The sequence below is a fragment of the Microbacterium sp. SLBN-146 genome (assembly GCF_006715145.1).
Lineage (GTDB): Bacteria > Actinomycetota > Actinomycetes > Actinomycetales > Microbacteriaceae > Microbacterium.
The window spans coordinates 1198051-1214196 of record NZ_VFMR01000001.1 but is presented as its reverse complement, the minus strand read 5'-3'; the positions used below and the strand labels follow the sequence as shown (position 1 = coordinate 1214196).

General features: G+C 68.4%; 16 protein-coding genes. 10 read left to right on the top strand and 6 right to left on the bottom strand.

What is annotated here, in order from left to right; genetic code table 11:
• Positions 1-2 precede the first annotated feature (2 nt).
• The 6 genes from FBY39_RS05235 to FBY39_RS05210 are packed head-to-tail and all read left to right on the top strand — an operon-like array spanning position 3 to position 5929.
• Positions 3-1373, top strand: coding sequence for a glycosyltransferase family 4 protein (locus tag FBY39_RS05235; RefSeq protein WP_141930790.1), 1371 nt, complete (start codon positions 3-5; stop codon positions 1371-1373).
• Positions 1370-2263, top strand: coding sequence for a glycosyltransferase family 2 protein (locus FBY39_RS05230; protein ID WP_141930788.1), 894 nt, complete (start codon positions 1370-1372; stop codon positions 2261-2263). The genes FBY39_RS05235 and FBY39_RS05230 overlap by 4 nt, the downstream gene beginning before the upstream one ends.
• A complete protein-coding gene (locus FBY39_RS05225) occupies positions 2260-2913 on the top strand; it encodes a polysaccharide deacetylase family protein (protein ID WP_141930787.1) in 654 nt (217 codons plus the stop codon). The genes FBY39_RS05230 and FBY39_RS05225 overlap by 4 nt, the downstream gene beginning before the upstream one ends.
• A 43-nt stretch (positions 2914-2956) precedes the next feature.
• The gene (locus FBY39_RS05220) at positions 2957-3595 is read left to right on the top strand and encodes a hypothetical protein (RefSeq protein ID WP_141930785.1); all 639 of its coding nucleotides are present in this window, start codon (positions 2957-2959) and stop codon (positions 3593-3595) included.
• Between the two features lie 4 nt (positions 3596-3599).
• On the top strand, positions 3600-4910 hold the full coding sequence (locus FBY39_RS05215) for an MFS transporter (RefSeq protein ID WP_260837452.1): 1311 nt from the start codon (positions 3600-3602) through the stop codon (positions 4908-4910).
• Positions 4907-5929 carry a hypothetical protein gene (locus FBY39_RS05210; RefSeq protein WP_260837451.1) on the top strand — a complete coding sequence of 341 codons (1023 nt, stop codon included), beginning with the start codon at positions 4907-4909 and terminating at the stop codon, positions 5927-5929. The genes FBY39_RS05215 and FBY39_RS05210 overlap by 4 nt, the downstream gene beginning before the upstream one ends.
• 4 nt (positions 5930-5933) lie before the next feature.
• Here the strand turns inward: FBY39_RS05210 and FBY39_RS05205 are convergent, their stop codons facing one another.
• Positions 5934-6365: a VanZ family protein gene (locus FBY39_RS05205; protein WP_141930781.1), complete on the bottom strand. Its 432-nt coding sequence runs from the start codon at positions 6363-6365 to the stop codon at positions 5934-5936.
• 30 nt (positions 6366-6395) lie between these two features.
• On the opposite strand from FBY39_RS05205, the gene FBY39_RS05200 reads away from it, so the two are divergent.
• Positions 6396-7322 carry a glycosyltransferase family 2 protein gene (locus FBY39_RS05200; protein WP_141930780.1) on the top strand — a complete coding sequence of 309 codons (927 nt, stop codon included), beginning with the start codon at positions 6396-6398 and terminating at the stop codon, positions 7320-7322.
• 2 nt (positions 7323-7324) lie between these two features.
• Here the strand turns inward: FBY39_RS05200 and FBY39_RS05195 are convergent, their stop codons facing one another.
• The 4 genes from FBY39_RS05195 to FBY39_RS16785 form a co-directional block, all read right to left on the bottom strand.
• Positions 7325-8710, bottom strand: coding sequence for an O-antigen ligase (locus FBY39_RS05195; RefSeq protein ID WP_160132947.1), 1386 nt, complete (start codon positions 8708-8710; stop codon positions 7325-7327).
• A 10-nt stretch (positions 8711-8720) separates the two neighbouring features.
• A complete protein-coding gene (locus FBY39_RS16365) occupies positions 8721-9656 on the bottom strand; it encodes a hypothetical protein (RefSeq protein WP_160132945.1) in 936 nt (311 codons plus the stop codon).
• Positions 9653-10351, bottom strand: a complete 699-nt coding sequence (locus FBY39_RS05190; RefSeq protein WP_141930776.1) for a hypothetical protein — start codon at positions 10349-10351, stop codon at positions 9653-9655. Before FBY39_RS05190 ends, FBY39_RS16365 begins: the two co-directional genes overlap by 4 nt.
• Positions 10352-10461: 110 nt before the next feature.
• Positions 10462-11985 (bottom strand): DUF4082 domain-containing protein, encoded by a 1524-nt coding sequence (locus tag FBY39_RS16785; protein ID WP_160132943.1) that lies wholly within the window; start codon positions 11983-11985, stop codon positions 10462-10464.
• Between the two features lie 323 nt (positions 11986-12308).
• On the opposite strand from FBY39_RS16785, the gene FBY39_RS05180 reads away from it, so the two are divergent.
• The 3 genes from FBY39_RS05180 to FBY39_RS05170 are packed head-to-tail and all read left to right on the top strand — an operon-like array spanning position 12309 to position 15879.
• Positions 12309-13565, top strand: coding sequence for a glycosyltransferase (locus FBY39_RS05180; RefSeq protein WP_141930773.1), 1257 nt, complete (start codon positions 12309-12311; stop codon positions 13563-13565).
• Positions 13562-14989: a glycosyltransferase family 4 protein gene (locus tag FBY39_RS05175; protein WP_141930771.1), complete on the top strand. Its 1428-nt coding sequence runs from the start codon at positions 13562-13564 to the stop codon at positions 14987-14989. Before FBY39_RS05180 ends, FBY39_RS05175 begins: the two co-directional genes overlap by 4 nt.
• Complete coding sequence (locus FBY39_RS05170; protein ID WP_141930769.1) at positions 14986-15879, top strand: hypothetical protein; 894 nt, start codon at positions 14986-14988, stop codon at positions 15877-15879. Before FBY39_RS05175 ends, FBY39_RS05170 begins: the two co-directional genes overlap by 4 nt.
• A 5-nt stretch (positions 15880-15884) precedes the next feature.
• On the opposite strand, the gene FBY39_RS05165 is transcribed toward FBY39_RS05170, so the two are convergent.
• A complete protein-coding gene (locus tag FBY39_RS05165; RefSeq protein WP_141930768.1) occupies positions 15885-16139 on the bottom strand; it encodes an acyl carrier protein in 255 nt (84 codons plus the stop codon).
• Positions 16140-16146: the final 7 nt, after the last annotated feature.

Here is a 16146-nt window from a genome sequence, read left to right as displayed (position 1 = left end):
TCATGGGGAAGAAGCACGCACGCGCCGCACGGCCGACGTCGCCGCACGTCCTGATCATCGTGCAGAATCTGCCGGTCCCGCTCGATCGTCGCGTATGGCTGGAGTGCCAGGCTCTCATCGCCCGCGGCTACCGGGTCAGCGTGATCTGTCCGAAGGGGCCGGGCGACCCCTCCTTCCACCGCATCGACGGCGTCGACATCTACACGTACGCCCCGGCTCCGGAAGCACGAGGTCTCATCGGCTTCGCGTGGGAGTTCGCCTACAGCTGGATCCGCACAGCCCTCCTCACCCTTCGTGTCCAGCGTCGTTCGGGACGCTTCAACGTCCTGCAGGCGTGCAATCCGCCGGACACCTACTGGCTGCTCGCGCTGCTGTGGCGCGCTCGGCGCGTCTCGTTCGTCTTCGACCACCACGATCTCAATCCCGAGCTGTTCCGCTCGCGGTTCGGGGAGCCCACCGGACTCCTGCGCAAGCTCGAGTACCGCGCCCTGCTGTGGCTCGAGCGCCGCTCGTTCCGTGCCGCCGACCACATCATCTCGACCAATGAGTCGTACAAGGCGAAGGCCGTGACGCGCGGCGGCCGGAACCCCGACGATGTCACCGTCGTGCGCAGCGGCCCCGACACACGCAAGATGCGCCCGATCTATCCGGCGCACCCGCGGCCCGCCGACGAGATCCGCCTCGCGTACGTCGGCATCATGGGCCCGCAGGACGGCATCGACCAAGTTCTGCTCGTGATGGACGAACTCGTCCACAAACGTGGACGAGCCAACGTCAAGGCGGTCCTTCTCGGGTTCGGCGACTGCCTCGAAGACCTCAAGAAGCAGACCACGGAACTCGGCCTGAACGGACACGTCCGCTTCACGGGCCGCGTCGATCGGGTCGCCCTCGCTGAGCACTTGAGCAGCGCCGACATCGGGTTGTGCCCCGACCTCAAAACCCCGCTGAACGACGTCTCGACGATGAACAAGACGATGGAGTACATGTCGTATGCACTCCCCGCCGTGTCCTTCGACCTTGCCGAGACACGAGTCTCCGGCGCCGACACGGTCGTCTACGCCCCGTCAGGAGACGTCGGCGCATTCGCGGACCTCGTCGAACGCCTCATCGATGACCCGGCCGAACGTCTTGCACTTGCCAAAGCCGGTCGGGCGCGGGTGAGCGACGTGCTCGACTGGAGGCCGCAGGCCGAGGCCTACGTGGGCGTCTTCGACGCGGTGACGGGGTTCCACCGTCCGGGTCCGGCCGTTCTCGACGACGCGACACCCTCCGCGACCGACGCGCAGGGCCGTCGCTACGTCGACCTCGCTGACGAGGCCGCGCTCGATGCCTACCTCCTCACGCGCAGTTCCGAGCCGGAGCAGCATTCATGACGACCTCGTCTCGGCCGGACATCGTCGATGTCAGCGTCGTCATCGCCGCGTACAACGAGGAGAGCGTCATCGGCGCGTGTCTCGACGCGCTCCTCTCCGAGGGCGTCGCGGCCGAGAACATCATCGTGAGCGCCAACGCGTGCCGTGACCGGACGGTCGAGGTAGCCCAGCAGCGCGGGGTCACGACGATCGACCGCGCGGAGCCGGGGAAGGCCGCAGCGCTCAATGCGGCGGACGCCGTCGCCACGACCTTCCCGCGGATCTACCTCGATGCCGACATCCGCGTCCCCCGAGGATCGGTCTCCTCGCTCGTCGGCCTTCTCGAGTCGGGAGCCCTCGCCGCCGTTCCTCGTCGCCGACTGGCGACAGCCGGGAGCCCCGTCCTCGTCAAGGCGTACTCGGCGATCAACGAGCGCCTCCCCGTCTTCCGCACGGGGTTGTTCGGTCGCGGGATGATCGCGGTATCGCAGTCCGGACGAGCCCGCTTCGCGCAGTTTCCCGCCATGGTCGCCGATGACCTCTTCCTGGATTCGCAGTTCACCCCTGCCGAGCGTGCGGAAGCAACCGACGTCGTCGTGACGGTCGAAGCACCTCGGACCACCCGCGCACTGCTCAATCGCCTGGTCCGCGTGCGCCGCGGCAACGCCGAGATGCGCGAGGCGGCGACCGCCGGCGAACTGAACGTCGCCGTCCGACGTTCCGACCGATGGTCGTGGCTGCGCGACGTCGTGCTCCCGAACCCCTGGCTCGTCTTCGCCGCCGTGCCGTACGTCGCCCTCACCGCGCTCGCGGGGGCGTTGGCTCGCCGCACCCGCCCGTCCGCCGATGCATGGGGACGCGACGAGACGACCCGCACGACGAACGCACGCGAATCGGGGGCGCGCTCATGACGGTCCACATCTGCTTTCACGGAATCGGGGTATGCCGCACCGAGCGAGAACCGGGCGAGGCGAAGTACTGGATGGCCGAGTCGGTCTTCCGCCACGTTCTCGACGTGATCGCCGCGCATGCCGACGTGGAGATCAGCTTCGACGACGGGAACCGCTCCGACGCGGATGTCGCCCTCCCCGCCCTCGACGAACGAGGGCTCGACGCGACGTTCTTCGCGCTCGCCGGACGCCTCGACGATGACGCGAGCCTCTCTGCGGACGATCTCGAGTCGCTGCGACGTCACGGCATGCTCATCGGAAACCACGGCTGGGGCCACATTCCCTGGCGGGGTCTGTCTCCGGCGGAGGAGACGCGAGAGTTCGTCGAGGCGCGACGGGCGCTCGAGGACGCCAGCGGGGCGGCCGTGACAACGGCGGCGCTGCCCCTCGGACGGTATGACAGACGGACACTCGCCGCCCTCCGGGACCGCGGCTATGCGCACGTCTACACGAGCGACCGCCATCCGTCACGACGGACGTCGTGGCTGCAAGCCCGCTACAGCGTGACGGCCACCGATACGCCGGATTCGATCGCACGAATCGTCGCCGGAGGCGGACGGGCTGAGTCGGCCGTCAACTACGCGAAGAGCCTCGTGAAGAGGCTGCGCTGATCGGCCGCTGCGCGGCGCGGGAGCGGGAACAGGGAAGTGGATCATGACGGAGCCTGAGGTGACACCGACGGACGCGGCCCGACGGTCGGGCCTGACGCGAGGAATGCTCATCGCGATCTTGGCGGTGGGCGCCGCGATCATCGTGGGAGTGGCGATCGTCATCTCACTACTCGTGTCATCGGGATCGAGCCCGGAGGCCTCTTCGGATCCGACGTCGACCGCGACGTCGGGTCCGAACCCCGGTGCAAGCCCCGCCGACGGGAGCGAAGTGCAGTCGCCCGCTCCGGACGCGACATCCGATCGGATTCCCCCGATCCCCACGGCATCGCCGCTGGTCACAGCCCCGCTCCCCGCGTCCGCCTCTGCAGAGGGAGAGCTCGTCGCCGGCTTCCCGGCCGACGTGATGGCCCCCGCCCCCGGCTCCGAAGTGCTCAGCAGCAGCATCGCGACGGAGGGCACGACGATGCAGGTCGACCTCGTCGCGCGGACGGATGCGGCACAGGACGATGTCGAAGCACACTTCCGCGACCTGTGGGGCCGCCTCGGCTTGATCGACTCGCCCGCCGGCGACGATGCCATCGTGTCCTCGGCGAACGCGTTCACCGCCGTCTCGCTCGCTTTCACCCCGGCATCGGGTACGGGCACCGTCTACATGGTCCACGGCGTGCTCCGGACGGAGTGAATTCGTGTACATCTCCTTCTCGAACAAGCCGAAGCCAGAGGACGACGGCGACGGTGCCGGCGACGGAGTCGTCGGCGCACGAACCGACGGTCGACGCGCTCCACGCGGCATCCGGACGGTGTCCTCGACCGTCATCACGCTCGGCGTCGTCTCGATGCTCACCGACATCTCGTCGGAATCCGTGTCGGCGATCCTGCCCCTCTACATCACCGGGTTCCTCGGACTGTCGACGATCGCTTTCGGATTCCTCGACGGCATCTACCAGGGTGTCAGCGCGCTCGTCCGCATCGGTGCCGGATACACGTCGGACCGCGTGGATCAGCCGAAGTGGGTCGCCTTCGTCGGGTACGGACTCGCGGCGATCGCGCGCGTCGGGCTGCTGTTCTGGACCGGGTTCGGTGCGCTCATCGCCGTCATCACGGCGGACCGCATCGGCAAGGGGATCCGGACGGCACCGCGAGATTCACTCATCACCCTGGCGTCGCGCCCGGACAACCTCGGAACATCCTTCGGGGTCCATCGGACGCTCGACAACATCGGCGCCGCGATCGGTCCCCTGTTCGCCTTCCTCATCCTGCTCGCGATTCCCGACGGGTACCAGACGGTCTTCGCGATGTCGCTCGCCTTCGCCACGATCGGGGTGGCGATCCTCGCCTTCGTCGTCCCCAATGTGCGGGCGCGCGCACAGGCGAAGAAGGACGAGACGGACGCCGCGCCGAAACGCCGCTTCGATTGGGGAGTCGTCACGAAGGGGCCGATGCGGCGCGTCCTCGCGGCCGCCGGGATCCTCGGACTCCTCACGATCGGCGATGGCTTCGTCTATCTCGTGCTGCAAGCCCGCAGTGACTTCGCCGCGCAGTGGTTCCCGCTCCTCTACGTCGGAACGAACGTCGCGTTCCTCGCGCTCGCCATCCCGCTCGGACGCCTCGCCGACCGCATCGGTCGCGCACGCGTCTTCGTCTGGGGGCACGTCGGGCTCCTCGCCGCGTACGTTGTCGCGGCGCTGCCGATCGCGGACATCGCCGCGACGATCCTGTGCCTCGTGTTCCTGGGGGCTTTCTACGCCGCGACCGACGGCGTGCTCTCTGCTCTCGCAGCGCAGCTCACGACGCCCGAGACGCATGCCACCGGGATCGGAGCGGCTCAGACGGTTGTCGCGATCTCCCGCTTCTTCTCGGCCGTCGGCTTCGGGTTCCTGTGGTTCGCCGTCGGGCGCGAGGCCTCGGTCCTCATCGTGGCGGGCGTTCTTCTGGTCGCCATCCCCGCTGTCGCGATCCTTCTGCGACCCTTCATCGCCGATCGGGGTGCTCCGTGACCTACCGCGCGAAATGGCTGCTCATCGCGATCATCTCGATCCTCGCGCTCGGCGGCGTCGCGGCCGGGGGCGTCGTGGCGTGGCAGCAGTACCAAGCTCGGCAGAGCGCCCCCAGCGACGTGGAAACCGCCGTACCAGCGGATTGGGCCGAGGGCGATCGCGTCGTCTTCCGCAACACGGCATCAGGGCAGGGCTACGGGCATGTCGCGAGCGTCCCGCTCTCCGACCCCGCCGGCGCTCGTGCCGTGACGGAGCATGTGTGCGATCGAGTCGACGCGACTCCCGCGGAGTTCATGTGTCTGAAGACCGAGCGAGGCATCGCACCGAGCTATCACGCGACCCTGTACGCGAATGACGGGCAGGCGATCGAGGAGTGGCCCCTCCCCGGTATCCCGAGCCGGACGCGCATCTCCTCAGACGGAACGCGCATCGCGACGACCGCCTTCGTGACGGGGCATTCGTACGCGACGATCGGGTTCTCGACCGAGACCGTCATCCGTGGCGACGACGGCGAGGACTTCGGCAACCTCGAGGAATGGACCTTGATCATCGACGGGGCGCCGGCGGCACCCGTCGACCGCAACTTCTGGGGCGTGACGTTCCTCGACGACACCACCTTCTACGCGACAGCGGGACTCACCTCGTCCGGCATCCACTATCTCGTGCGAGGCGACACCGCGACGCGCACACTCACCGCCGTCGCTGAGGGCGTCGAGTGTCCCTCCCTGTCACCGGATGGGACGCGGATCGCCTTCAAGGCGACGACGGCCGGCACGGGAGCCAGCGTCCACTGGACGCCCGCCATCATGGATCTCGCCTCGGGCGAGGTCATGCTCCTCGGAGAGGAGCGAAGCGTCGACGATCAGATCGCGTGGCTCGACGACGACACGATCCTGTACGGGATGCCGCGAGACGGGGTCGCCGGAGACACCGACGTCTGGGCCCTCGCGGCCGACGGCGAAGGCGAACCCGAGGTCTTCATCGAGCATGCGTGGTCGCCATCGGTGGTGCGCGGATGAGCGCTCAGGACTCGACCTCGGCCGTCGCGCGCTTCTTCTCGCGGCGCACGACGAGCAGCCAGGCGAGCACCGCGCCGATGGCCGCACCGAGCACGTTCGCCACGATGTCGCGCACGCTCGGCTGGCGGGACGGAATCACGATCTGGGCGATCTCGACGAGCGCCGACAGCGCGAGAGCGATCGCGACGCCGTACCAGTGGTGGCGGAAGAGGAGTGTCAGCAGGAATCCCAGCGGCACGAACATCGCGATGTTCGCGGCGAACTCGATCCAGCCGGAGCCGAACCAGTCGATGCCCAGTCCGTCGCGCGCAAGGTCACTGATCGCGTGGATGACGCCCTCGTACGACACCGGCGTCAGGACGACGAGCGCGACCGCGAGGACGTATGCGCCGAGGGCGACGAGCACCCACGTCCGTCGGCGGTCGGTTGGCGGCATCCCCCCATGCTGGCACAAGGAAGGTGCGCGATGACTGCTCCCCGAATCGGCATCTGCGTCGTCACATACAACAGTGCGGATCTCATCGAGGATCTCGTTGCGTCGCTCGCCGCGGGTGGCGACGGCACCGAGTGGACGCTCGTGGTGGCCGACAACGCCTCGTCGGACGACACGGTGGCAACCGTGCGGCGACTCGCACCGAGCGCGATCGTCATCGAGACCGGGGCGAACCTCGGGTACGCGGCCGGCGTCAACGCGGCGATCCGCGGAGCGGGAGACCAGGATGCGTACCTCATCCTGAACGCGGATGTGCGACTCACGGCGGGGTGCATGGCGACGCTCTACGCGAGCCTCTCCGACACCGTCGGCATCGTCGTTCCGCGCCTTCTCGATGCCAAGAACGAAACGATCTGGTCCATGCGTCGTGAGCCGACGGTGCTGCGCGCATGGGCGGACGCCGTCGCGGGGGCGGAGCGCGTCGGACGGGTCCCCGCACTCGGTGAGATCGTCACCGACCCGGCGCTCTACGACTCCGCGCGACCCACGGATTGGGCCGAGGGGTCAACGCAGCTCATCGGCCGCGCGTGCGCGCGGGCGTGCGGCGATTGGGACGAGTCGTACTTCCTGTACTCCGAGGAGACGGAGTACGACCTGCGGGCACGCGACAACGGCTTCCTCACCCTGTACCAGCCGGCGGCCGTCGCCGTCCACCTCGAGGGCGGCTCTGCAGGGTCGCCGCGCCAGTGGTCACTGCTCGTGATGAACCGCGTCCGCCTTTTCGCCCGGCGCCGCGGCCCCGTCGCGGCATCCGCCTTCTGGCTCGCGACCGTGGGTCGCGAGGCGTCACGGGCGATGCTCGGCAAAGCGACGAGCAGAGCAGCGCTGCGCGACCTCGTGAGCCGTCGACGGTGGCGCGAACGCCCGGGTCCGGAATGGCTCGGGGGCGTGCGCGCCTGAGGTCAGGCGTCCTCGGGAAGAACACTCCCCGCGAGCGAGCGGTTCTGCGTCGCATGGGCTTTGTCGTTCGCGCCGATCGTGCGGATGCTTCCACATAGTCCCGCGAGCAGGAACAGCATCCCCGCCGACATCGGGAACGACAATCCGTCGAAGAAGAGGAAGAGCACCGTGATGTTGAACAGGGAGGCGCCCAGCGCATAGCCGAGCAGCTCGACGCCCGGCTGGTCGGACTGGCGACGCGCCCGAAGAGCGCTCCAGATGGCGGACCCGACGATTCCCGCGAGTGCGAGCACCCCGAGGAAGCCCAATTCGATCGTCGCGAGCACCCACTGGTTGTCGAAGATGTAGTACCGCGGAAGGAACGTGCCGAACCCGACGCCGACGAGCGGCGAGTTGGCGATGAACTCCGGCGCACGCTCGAGCGCGCCCGTTCTCGACTGCGTGCTCGGGTCGTCGCTCGCTCCCGCGAAGAGATTGAGTGTCGTGGCGAGCAACCCCGGTACGGCGACGACGACCACGGCGAGCAGAGCTCCTCCGCCCAGGATCACGGCGAGTCGGTACTTGCGCGGCAGCACGGGGATCATCGTGACTGCCGCCACAGCGAACCCGATGATCGCCGACCTCGAGACCCCGATGAACGACGAAACCGCGATCAGCGCCACGGGCACCCACCACAGCATGCCGCCGCGATGCGTGCCCCACCGGAAGCCGTGCGACACGGCCGCCGCGATGACGAGCGGCAGCGCGGCGTTGAGAACCGTGGCGAACTCGAGGGGATGCGTGGCGGTACCCGGGACTCGTGCCACACCGCCACGTGACGCGACGATCGCGTCCGCGCCGGAGACACCCGGGAGCGAGCCGAAGAAGTCGATGAGAGGTTGACCCGTGATGAACTGAGCGACCCCGAGGATCGCCAGGAGGCCCGCACCGATCCCGATCCGACGGACGATGCGAACAAGGGCGTCCATCGTGCGGACACCGTCGAGCGCCACGAGAAGAACCCCCGACCAGGAGAGGACGCGGATGACCCCTGTCACGGCCGGACCGATCTGATCGGAGGGCTGTCCCCGGAGGAGAGCAGCCGCGAAGCTCACGAGGATCACGACGACGAACGCGCCGAGCGCGAATCGCACCGGCTGACGGATGGCGCGCACGTCGAAAGACGACGCCTGAAGTCGCACGAGCGCCCACCACGCCAGCATGATGAGTCCCCACAGGACGGAAGGTCGCCCGAGCGACCCCAGTGCCGTGATCGTGAGGCTCGACGGGATGGCGAACAGCAGGACCAGATAGATGGTCAGCATCGTCACGGCATCGGCGCCGTTCCGATCGATGATCCCCCGGTGCCGGAGAGCCGGCATCGGCTGGGGGAGGGAGGTGGATGTCATCTCGGACGCTTCATCGGGCCGGGTCGGTCGACTCCGTGTCGGGGTCGAGTGTGTCCGCGCGCACGCTCCTCGCCGCGGGTGCATCGTCCGTCGACGCAGTAACGCGGTCCGACGCCGTACGCCGGGCTCCCCGGCGGTGGCGGGACGAGCCACCGGACCGGACGATCGGAGTTTCCTGCGTCGGCGGCAGCGGATCGGACATGACCGACTCGCGCTCGCCCGCATCCGGGGTCGGGTCGAATCCGAGGCCCTCGCCGCCGGGGCCCCTGTCGTCGGCCGGTCCGCCGTCGGACGACGCGACCGGCTCGTCGACGTCGGACTCTGCGCTCGTCGCCTGGCTTGCGCGGCGTCGGCGCTGCAGAGTCAGACCGTCGAGGAGCGCCGCGAGGACGATGCTGAGGGCGAGCACTCCCACCCCCGCTGCTGCCGCTGCCACGAGGCGATCACGCTGTTGAAGCGTGCTCTGGTCGTCCACCGTGATCGGTACGACAGTGATCCGATTGACGGTCTGGACGTTCTCGCGCTCCTGCATCTGCTCGAGCTGCACGACGGTCTCGTCGACGAGCGTGCCCAGCACCGCCTCGGCATCGGCGTCTGTCTCGGCGGTCACGGTGATCAGCACGACGGGTCCCGCCGTCGATCCGTCGCGCGACACCTCGACGTCGACTCCCGTGTACCCGTCCAGGGCGGCATTCATGACGTTCTCGGACGAGACGGCGCGGACGAGGACATCCGCCGCATTGGAGAGTCCGCCGAGGAAGAGGAAGGGGTTTGCATTCTCGGGGAGCGATTCGGCCCCGGGCAGGAGCAGCTGCGTCGCGCTGCGCTCGTAGCCCGGAGAAACGACCTGCCACGCGCCGAAAGCAGCGCCCGCGGCGAGGAGGATGCCCGGCACGACGATGTACCAGCGCCGCAGGAGTCCGCGGAGAGTCCCGACTACATTCACGATGCAATTCCCTTCGCCGGCGTCGCGGTGAGCGCCGATGCCGTCCGGCGAGCCCGCGGCCGCCGGAGTGTCCGATCCAGCGCGACGCTCAGCCAGAAGCCCACGAGCACGCTGGCGGCGAGCATCGCGGCAGCGGCGAGGATCTGCTGCATCCGGTTGGGAGCGACGTGCTCCACTTGGAGTGAGAGAGGAACGACGGATGCCGAGATACGCGACTCTTCGGGGATGCCGAGCATGTCCTGCTGGCTGTCCGTCACCTGAAGCGCACGGTCGATCATCTCGGCTTGACGCACCGTGACCTCTTCCTCGGTTCGTCCGACGATCTGGATCTCGATCTCGGCGCGGAGGTAGCTGGCGACCCACTGATTGCCCGCGTTGGCCAAGGTCACGAGAGTCTGTTCGCGTGCGCCGGCGCCGTAGAGCGGCGCACCGTCCTCGGAGTAGCGTCGAGGCGCCTTTCCTTCGTTGAGCTCTTGTGCGACAGAGCCCGCGAAGCCGATGACGCTGGCGTCGTCGAGCCCGTTGCCGGGGGCGAAGATCGTCTTCTCGGGGAGCATGAACGTCACGAGCGTGCGCGTCGTGTAACTGCCGCCGTCGCGCATGAACGCGAACGTCGCCAGCGCCGCGCAGAGCACGACGATCACGACGACGTACCAGCGGCGCAGCACCACACCCAGCAATTCCCTGATGGTCACTGCAACCTCCCCCAGGCGACAGGGTACTAGCGATGGCCTGGTACTACCTGAATCCCTGCCTGGACAGGGAAGAAGCCCGGTTCATCGAACCGGGCTTCTTCACGAGGGGATCAGTTTCCTTGGCCCGTGCAGGCGATCGGTCTGACCGGTGTCACGACGCCCTGCGCGTTGACGGTGACGACATTGGCCTGCCATCCCTGCACGACGGAGCAGCGGACGTCGACGGGGCCGTAGACCCAGCTGTTGTTGACGACGTTCAGGTTCTTGATCGGCCCGGGCATGCCGTTGCGGAACGGATACCCGCCGCCGCCGACGAGGAGCCCGTCGATGTCGACCGAGGTGTTGCCCTGGCTGTGGGGATAGAAGAACGGCGCCGTGCCCCAGCAGTTGCGCTCGACGGCCATGAGCATCGTCGAGTTGCGGATCGTGACGTGCGAGCCGCCGTAGCCCTGGAGCGCGTCGCCGTGCCAGTCGTCGCAGATGTCGGGCGACACCACGCGGACGTAGGAGTCGTACACCGCCACGGGACCGCAGTTGATGTCGGATCCTCCGACCCGGAGGCCCTCGGGAACTCCGTCGATCATGACGTTACGCGCGGTGTAGCCACCGTGGCCGATGACGGGCTGGTCCGAAGAGCGCGACGTGCCGTTCTTGGTGAAGTCCGAGTCCTGGACGGTGAGCCCTGAGACACAGCTCGCGCCGTGACCGTTGCTCACTCGAGACCCGACCGCATCGATACGACGGAGCGTCACGTTGGGGGCGTCGACGTAGATCGTGCCGTTCGTGATGCGCAGATCTTCGACGACGGCACCGGCCTGCCGCACCCAGTAGTCGCCCGTGACCGTCTGCTTCGGCGTCCAGCCCGCGGGGAGGCCCGCCGACTCACGCGTGGGGAATGCGCCGGGAGTGGTCGTCGCGGGTGGCGTCGTCGGAGTCGGCGTGGGGGTCGCCGTACGCGTCGGAGTCGGCGTCGGCGTGGGGGTCGCCGTACGCGTCGGAGTCGGCGTCGGCGTGGGGGTCGCCGTACGCGTCGGAGTCGGAGTCGGCGTGGGGGTCGCCGTGCGCGTGGGGCTCGCCGACGGCGTCGCCGAGGGCAGTGGGGCGGTGACCGTCGTTCCCGGTGTGAAGGTGATGTCGACCCAGTACTGGCTCGACTGCCACGTGAGGGTGGGAACCCGTGTCGACGACGTGTAGGTGTAGACGCCGGACGTACTCGCCCCGACGCTCAGCGCCGTGGTCGTCGACTTCGCGCTGTGGTTCGTCGTGGCGGCGTAGCGTCCGCCCGCGGGGACGCGGTAGGACACGACGTAGGTCTGACCTGCCTTGAGCGCGACAGGAGCCGCGAAGTCAGCCTTCTGCCATCCCGAGGCCGTCTCGTTCTGGAAGCGAACGGTCGCGAGCACGCGGCCGTCGGAGGAGTGGAGCGTGCCGGTGTGAGTGCCGGTCACTCCGCTCACCTTGTAGAACCGGATGCCGCTCGCGTTGCCGTTCGTCGCGACGGTGAATCGGGTGCCGAGCGTCACCGCCTGCTTGTCGTCGTCGAGGGCGACGCGGGACGGGACGGAGTCGCCCCAGATCGTGACGGGCCCGGCCGCTTCCGCGCGATTCGACGTCGTCAGAACGACTCCGGTCACGGCGAGAACGAGGGCTATGGCGCCGGCGATGAACCGCCGGGAGAGGGGCGCAGGGGATTGCGTCTGGGGTCGCATTCGTAGAAAGTCCTTCAGATTGGGGGGATCTGGCCAGCATAGGTTGGAGCGTTCGTACGATCGGTCAATATGAGGTGCTTCTCACGCCCGGGGGAGCGACATTGGCACCTTCTCATGCGTGCGCATAATCAGGAGTGACCGGTCACCTGTGGTGCACGTAGGATGTGGGTTGTTTATCACGCGGTCCGCGCGCTGGTCAATTCTCTGCCGACCACCGGTCCGTCCATTGAACTGCTGGGGAACTAATCGTGACATCGCACTACGACGAGCACGCATCGACCGGCGACACCGCAGACGGTCCAGGTCACGCGGACCGGGTGCCCGTCTCGATCGTCTGCGTCTTCAACGAGCCTTCCGTCCTCGCCTCGTGCCTGCAGGCGTCGTTCGACGCAGGGCACCCCGATGCCGCCTCCTCCGAGCTCATCCCCATCGACAATCGGGAGGGTCAGTTCTCGACCGCCGGCGGCGCGCTCAATCACGGCGCGCGTCTTGCCAAGAACGACGTCGTCGTCTTCGTCCATCAGGATGTGGTCCTGCACTCGCTTCCCGCCATCGAGCGCGCGGCGGCGACGTTGCTTCGCGATCCGTCGATCGGCATCCTCGGGTCGGTAGGGATCGACGGCCGCCACGAGGTGATCGGCCGCATCCGGGACCGCGTCGTCCAGATCGGGGAATCCGCGCCCGCGCCTCGGGACATCGAGACCCTCGACGAAGTGCTCTTCATGATCACCCGCGAAGACGTGCTCCGGGAGCCGCTCGCAGAGACGCCCATCCTGGCCTGGCACGCTTACGCCGTGGAGTACTGCCTCCGAGTCCGGCGCGCGGGACGGCGCGCGGTCGCGATGGACGTCCCCATCACGCACAACAGCCTCACGACGAATCTGGCCCGCCTCGACGAGGCCCATCGCCATGTCGGCGACACCTATCCCGAACTGCTGCCGATCCACACGACGTGCGGCATCGTGCACAGCACGCGGGGGCCGTCGCCGATCATGGACGGACTGCGTCGGGGTCGCGGCGCCGCCGTCTGGCTGGGCGAGTCCCTCCGTGCCGGCAGCGTCGAGCGAACTGTCGGGCACCGGTCCGTCGTGCTGGCAGACGTGAGACTCATCGTCGACGAGGCGGCCGAGATCGCGGGGAAGCGTGCACTGCGCGTCATCGACGTGGCGACGGACGGCGAGCTCGCGTTCCCCGCAGGTGGTCTCGATCGCTTCGGCCGGGACTTCCGCGTCGACGTCATGACCGCAGCGGAAGCGCGCAGCGAGCTCGCGCGCCGCTCCGAGGACGAACTGCTCCTCATCTCCGGCCTCGACGACGTCGCCCTGACCCAGCTGGCCCCGCTCGAGGGCGTCCCCCACGTCATCGGCCACTCCCGTGACACCGGTCTGTGGGCGTTCATCGGACTCGATGCAGACGACTTGAGAGCACTGTGGCCCACGACACGGAACCGACCGTTCGCGGGTCTGCTGCCCGTCGGCGCGCGGACCGGCACATCGTCGTCGTGACGCAGACCATGCCGAGCGCTCCGCAGCGGCCGGGCCGCGCGCGGACGCGCGTCTCCGCGTCGCTGCGCGCCCGTCTCTACGGCACCGTCGTCACGCTGACGGATCTCCTTCCTCCTCGCGTGCGGTACGGCTACGTGCATCCCACGACAGCGAAACTCCTCCGGCGTCCTCTGGCGGCCATCCCCCGCGACTCACCCGTCGCGCAGGGGTCGTCGACGAAAACCCGCGCAGCGTCGGACATGACAGCCGTCACATGCGCCCTTCTGACGGATCATCTCGACATCGGCGGCATCGGCTCGGTCATCGAGATGCTCGCGGGCGCCCTCGCCGCTCACGGCGTGACACCCGTCATCCTGTGCCGCGGAGAGGGCAGGCGAGCGGCGCGCCTCCGGGATGCGGGAGTGCGCGTCGAATCCGTTTCGACGATGGCGGAAGCGCTCGCGGCGCTGGACGCCGTGAGCCCGGACGTCGTCGAACTCCACAGCGCACCCCGATATCTGGAGGAGGCCGCACTCACGAGCGGAATCCCGCTTGTCGTGGCGCTCCACAACACCGAGATCCACTACACGCGCGCGAAGTGGAGGACCGTACAGGAACTCATGACGCACGCTCAGGCCTCGATCGCCGTGAGCGACGTCGTCAGGAGGTTTCACGCCGATCGAGTTCCGCCCGAGGCCGCCGCGAAGATCGTCGTCGTCCCCAACGGCGCGCCACCCCTGGATCTCGCGGCACTGCCGACCCGCGAAGCGGCCAGGGCGCGGCTCAGCACGGCCATCGGCGTCCCGGTCGACGACGACGTCGTCTTCGTCTGCTTGGCCCGCTACGACTCGCAGAAGAACATCGCGGGAACGACCGCCTCCTTCCTCCGCTACCTCGCTCACGCGGAGCGGCCGAGCCGCCTCGTCTTCGCGGGCGACCCTTCGGACTGGGCCGAACTCCGGCGGGCCGAAGCGCTGCGTGACGAGCATCCGCAGGGCGACCGGATCCATTTCCTCGGAAACTCGGATGCCTCGACGTTGCTGCGCGCCGCCGACGGGTTCCTCCTCAACTCCTTCTTCGAAGGCTGGCCTGTCGCTGCAACGGAGGCGGTCAGCGCGGGTGTCCCGATCATCCTGAGCGAGATGGGCGGGGCGGCGGAGCTCGTCAGGACTGCCGCTCCGGGATCGTCGATGATCCCCAATCCGTCAGGGGACGCGGCGGCCGTCAGCGATGCGGCCGTGCGGCGAGCCCGCAGGTCGTCGCGCACGCAACCGAACGCGCAGGAGTTCGCGCGCGCGGCTGTCGCACTCGCCCAGATCCCACCCAGAGGGACGCGCGCGGGCGATGAGCTCCCCGACACCGCGGACGTCATGGCCGCCGAGCACGCCGCCATCCTGCGCGCGGCTCGTGGCGGAATCGAGCCGGAGGGAGCAGCGAGCGCATGACCGATCCGACACCACCGCGGGCTGCGCCGCGCATCGCCATCTCCGAGATCTCAGGCGAGCACGTCGCCGAGGTGGCCGACTTCCTTCATCGCGAACTCAACCCCGCGGTGAGTTCTGCTGCGTGGGCCACCCTGCTTGATCCGCCCTGGGGTGCACCCGGCCCGAATCGCGGATTTCTCCTGCGCGCGGACGGGGAGATCGTCGGCGCCTACGCCGCGGTCTACTCGTCGCGGAACACGGCCACCGGCACCGTCGACGTGTGCAACCTCGCGGCCTTCTGCGTACAAGAGTCCTTTCGTATGCACTCGCTGAGGTTGGTCCGCGCGCTGCTGAAACAGAAGGGGCTTCTTTTCACGGACCTCTCCCCCAGCGGGAACGTCGTCGCGATGAACGAGCGTCTCGGGTTCTCACGCATCCCCGCCACAGCGAAGCTCGCGGTCAACCTTCCGCTGTCCTTCGCGTCGGTGTCGGTGTCGGTGTCGGTGTCGGACGATCCTGCTCGGATCGCGTCGACGCTGCGCGGACGAGACGCCGTCGTCTACCGGGACCACGCCTCCGCGCCCGCGGCGCGACACGTCGTCGTGACGAAGGGTGACGATTACGCGTACGTCATGTATCGCGTGGATCGCAGGAAGAGGCTGAGGCTCTTCGCATCACCCCTCTTCACTGGCGGCGACCGGACCCTCCTAGAGCGGTCGTGGGGTGCTGTCGGCGCGCACTTCGCTCGAAGGGGACTCCCCTTCACACTCATGGACTCGCACGCACTGGGGTTCGAGCCTCACCGGGGCCGCGTCCTGAAGAACCCGCGGGTCAAGATGTTCCGCGGAGACCACGGCACCGCCGACGCCGTCGACTACCTCTACAGCGAGCTCGCACTCGTCGAGTGGTAGCGGTGTCAGCCCGCCGTCTTCTCTTCGACGAAGGCGACGAGCGTCCCGACCGTCTCGAAGAGCTCGGCACCGAACTCGTCGTCCTCGATGGTGATGTCGAAGCGGTCCTCGAGCGCGCCGACGAGCGTGACGACGCCGAACGAGTCGAGTTCGGGAAGCGAACCGAAAAGAGCCGTCTCGGTGGTCAGATCGGCGGGCGTCTGCTGCAGCTCGAGCGTCTCGATGAGAACGTCGCGAACGGCATCGGCGTGAGAGGTCATGGGGGCT

Bases quoted from the DNA above. Each gene is read 5' to 3' on its own strand.
- FBY39_RS05235 (WP_141930790.1), top strand. From the start codon at position 3: ATGGGGAAGAAGCACGCACGCGCCGCACGGCCGACGTCGCCGCACGTC.
- FBY39_RS05230 (WP_141930788.1), top strand. From the start codon at position 1,370: ATGACGACCTCGTCTCGGCCGGACATCGTCGATGTCAGCGTCGTCATC.
- FBY39_RS05225 (WP_141930787.1), top strand. From the start codon at position 2,260: ATGACGGTCCACATCTGCTTTCACGGAATCGGGGTATGCCGCACCGAG.
- FBY39_RS05220 (WP_141930785.1), top strand. From the start codon at position 2,957: ATGACGGAGCCTGAGGTGACACCGACGGACGCGGCCCGACGGTCGGGC.
- FBY39_RS05205 (WP_141930781.1), bottom strand. From the start codon at position 6,365: ATGCCGCCAACCGACCGCCGACGGACGTGGGTGCTCGTCGCCCTCGGC.
- FBY39_RS05200 (WP_141930780.1), top strand. From the start codon at position 6,396: ATGACTGCTCCCCGAATCGGCATCTGCGTCGTCACATACAACAGTGCG.
- FBY39_RS05195 (WP_160132947.1), bottom strand. From the start codon at position 8,710: ATGACATCCACCTCCCTCCCCCAGCCGATGCCGGCTCTCCGGCACCGG.
- FBY39_RS05170 (WP_141930769.1), top strand. From the start codon at position 14,986: ATGACCGATCCGACACCACCGCGGGCTGCGCCGCGCATCGCCATCTCC.
- FBY39_RS05165 (WP_141930768.1), bottom strand. From the start codon at position 16,139: ATGACCTCTCACGCCGATGCCGTTCGCGACGTTCTCATCGAGACGCTC.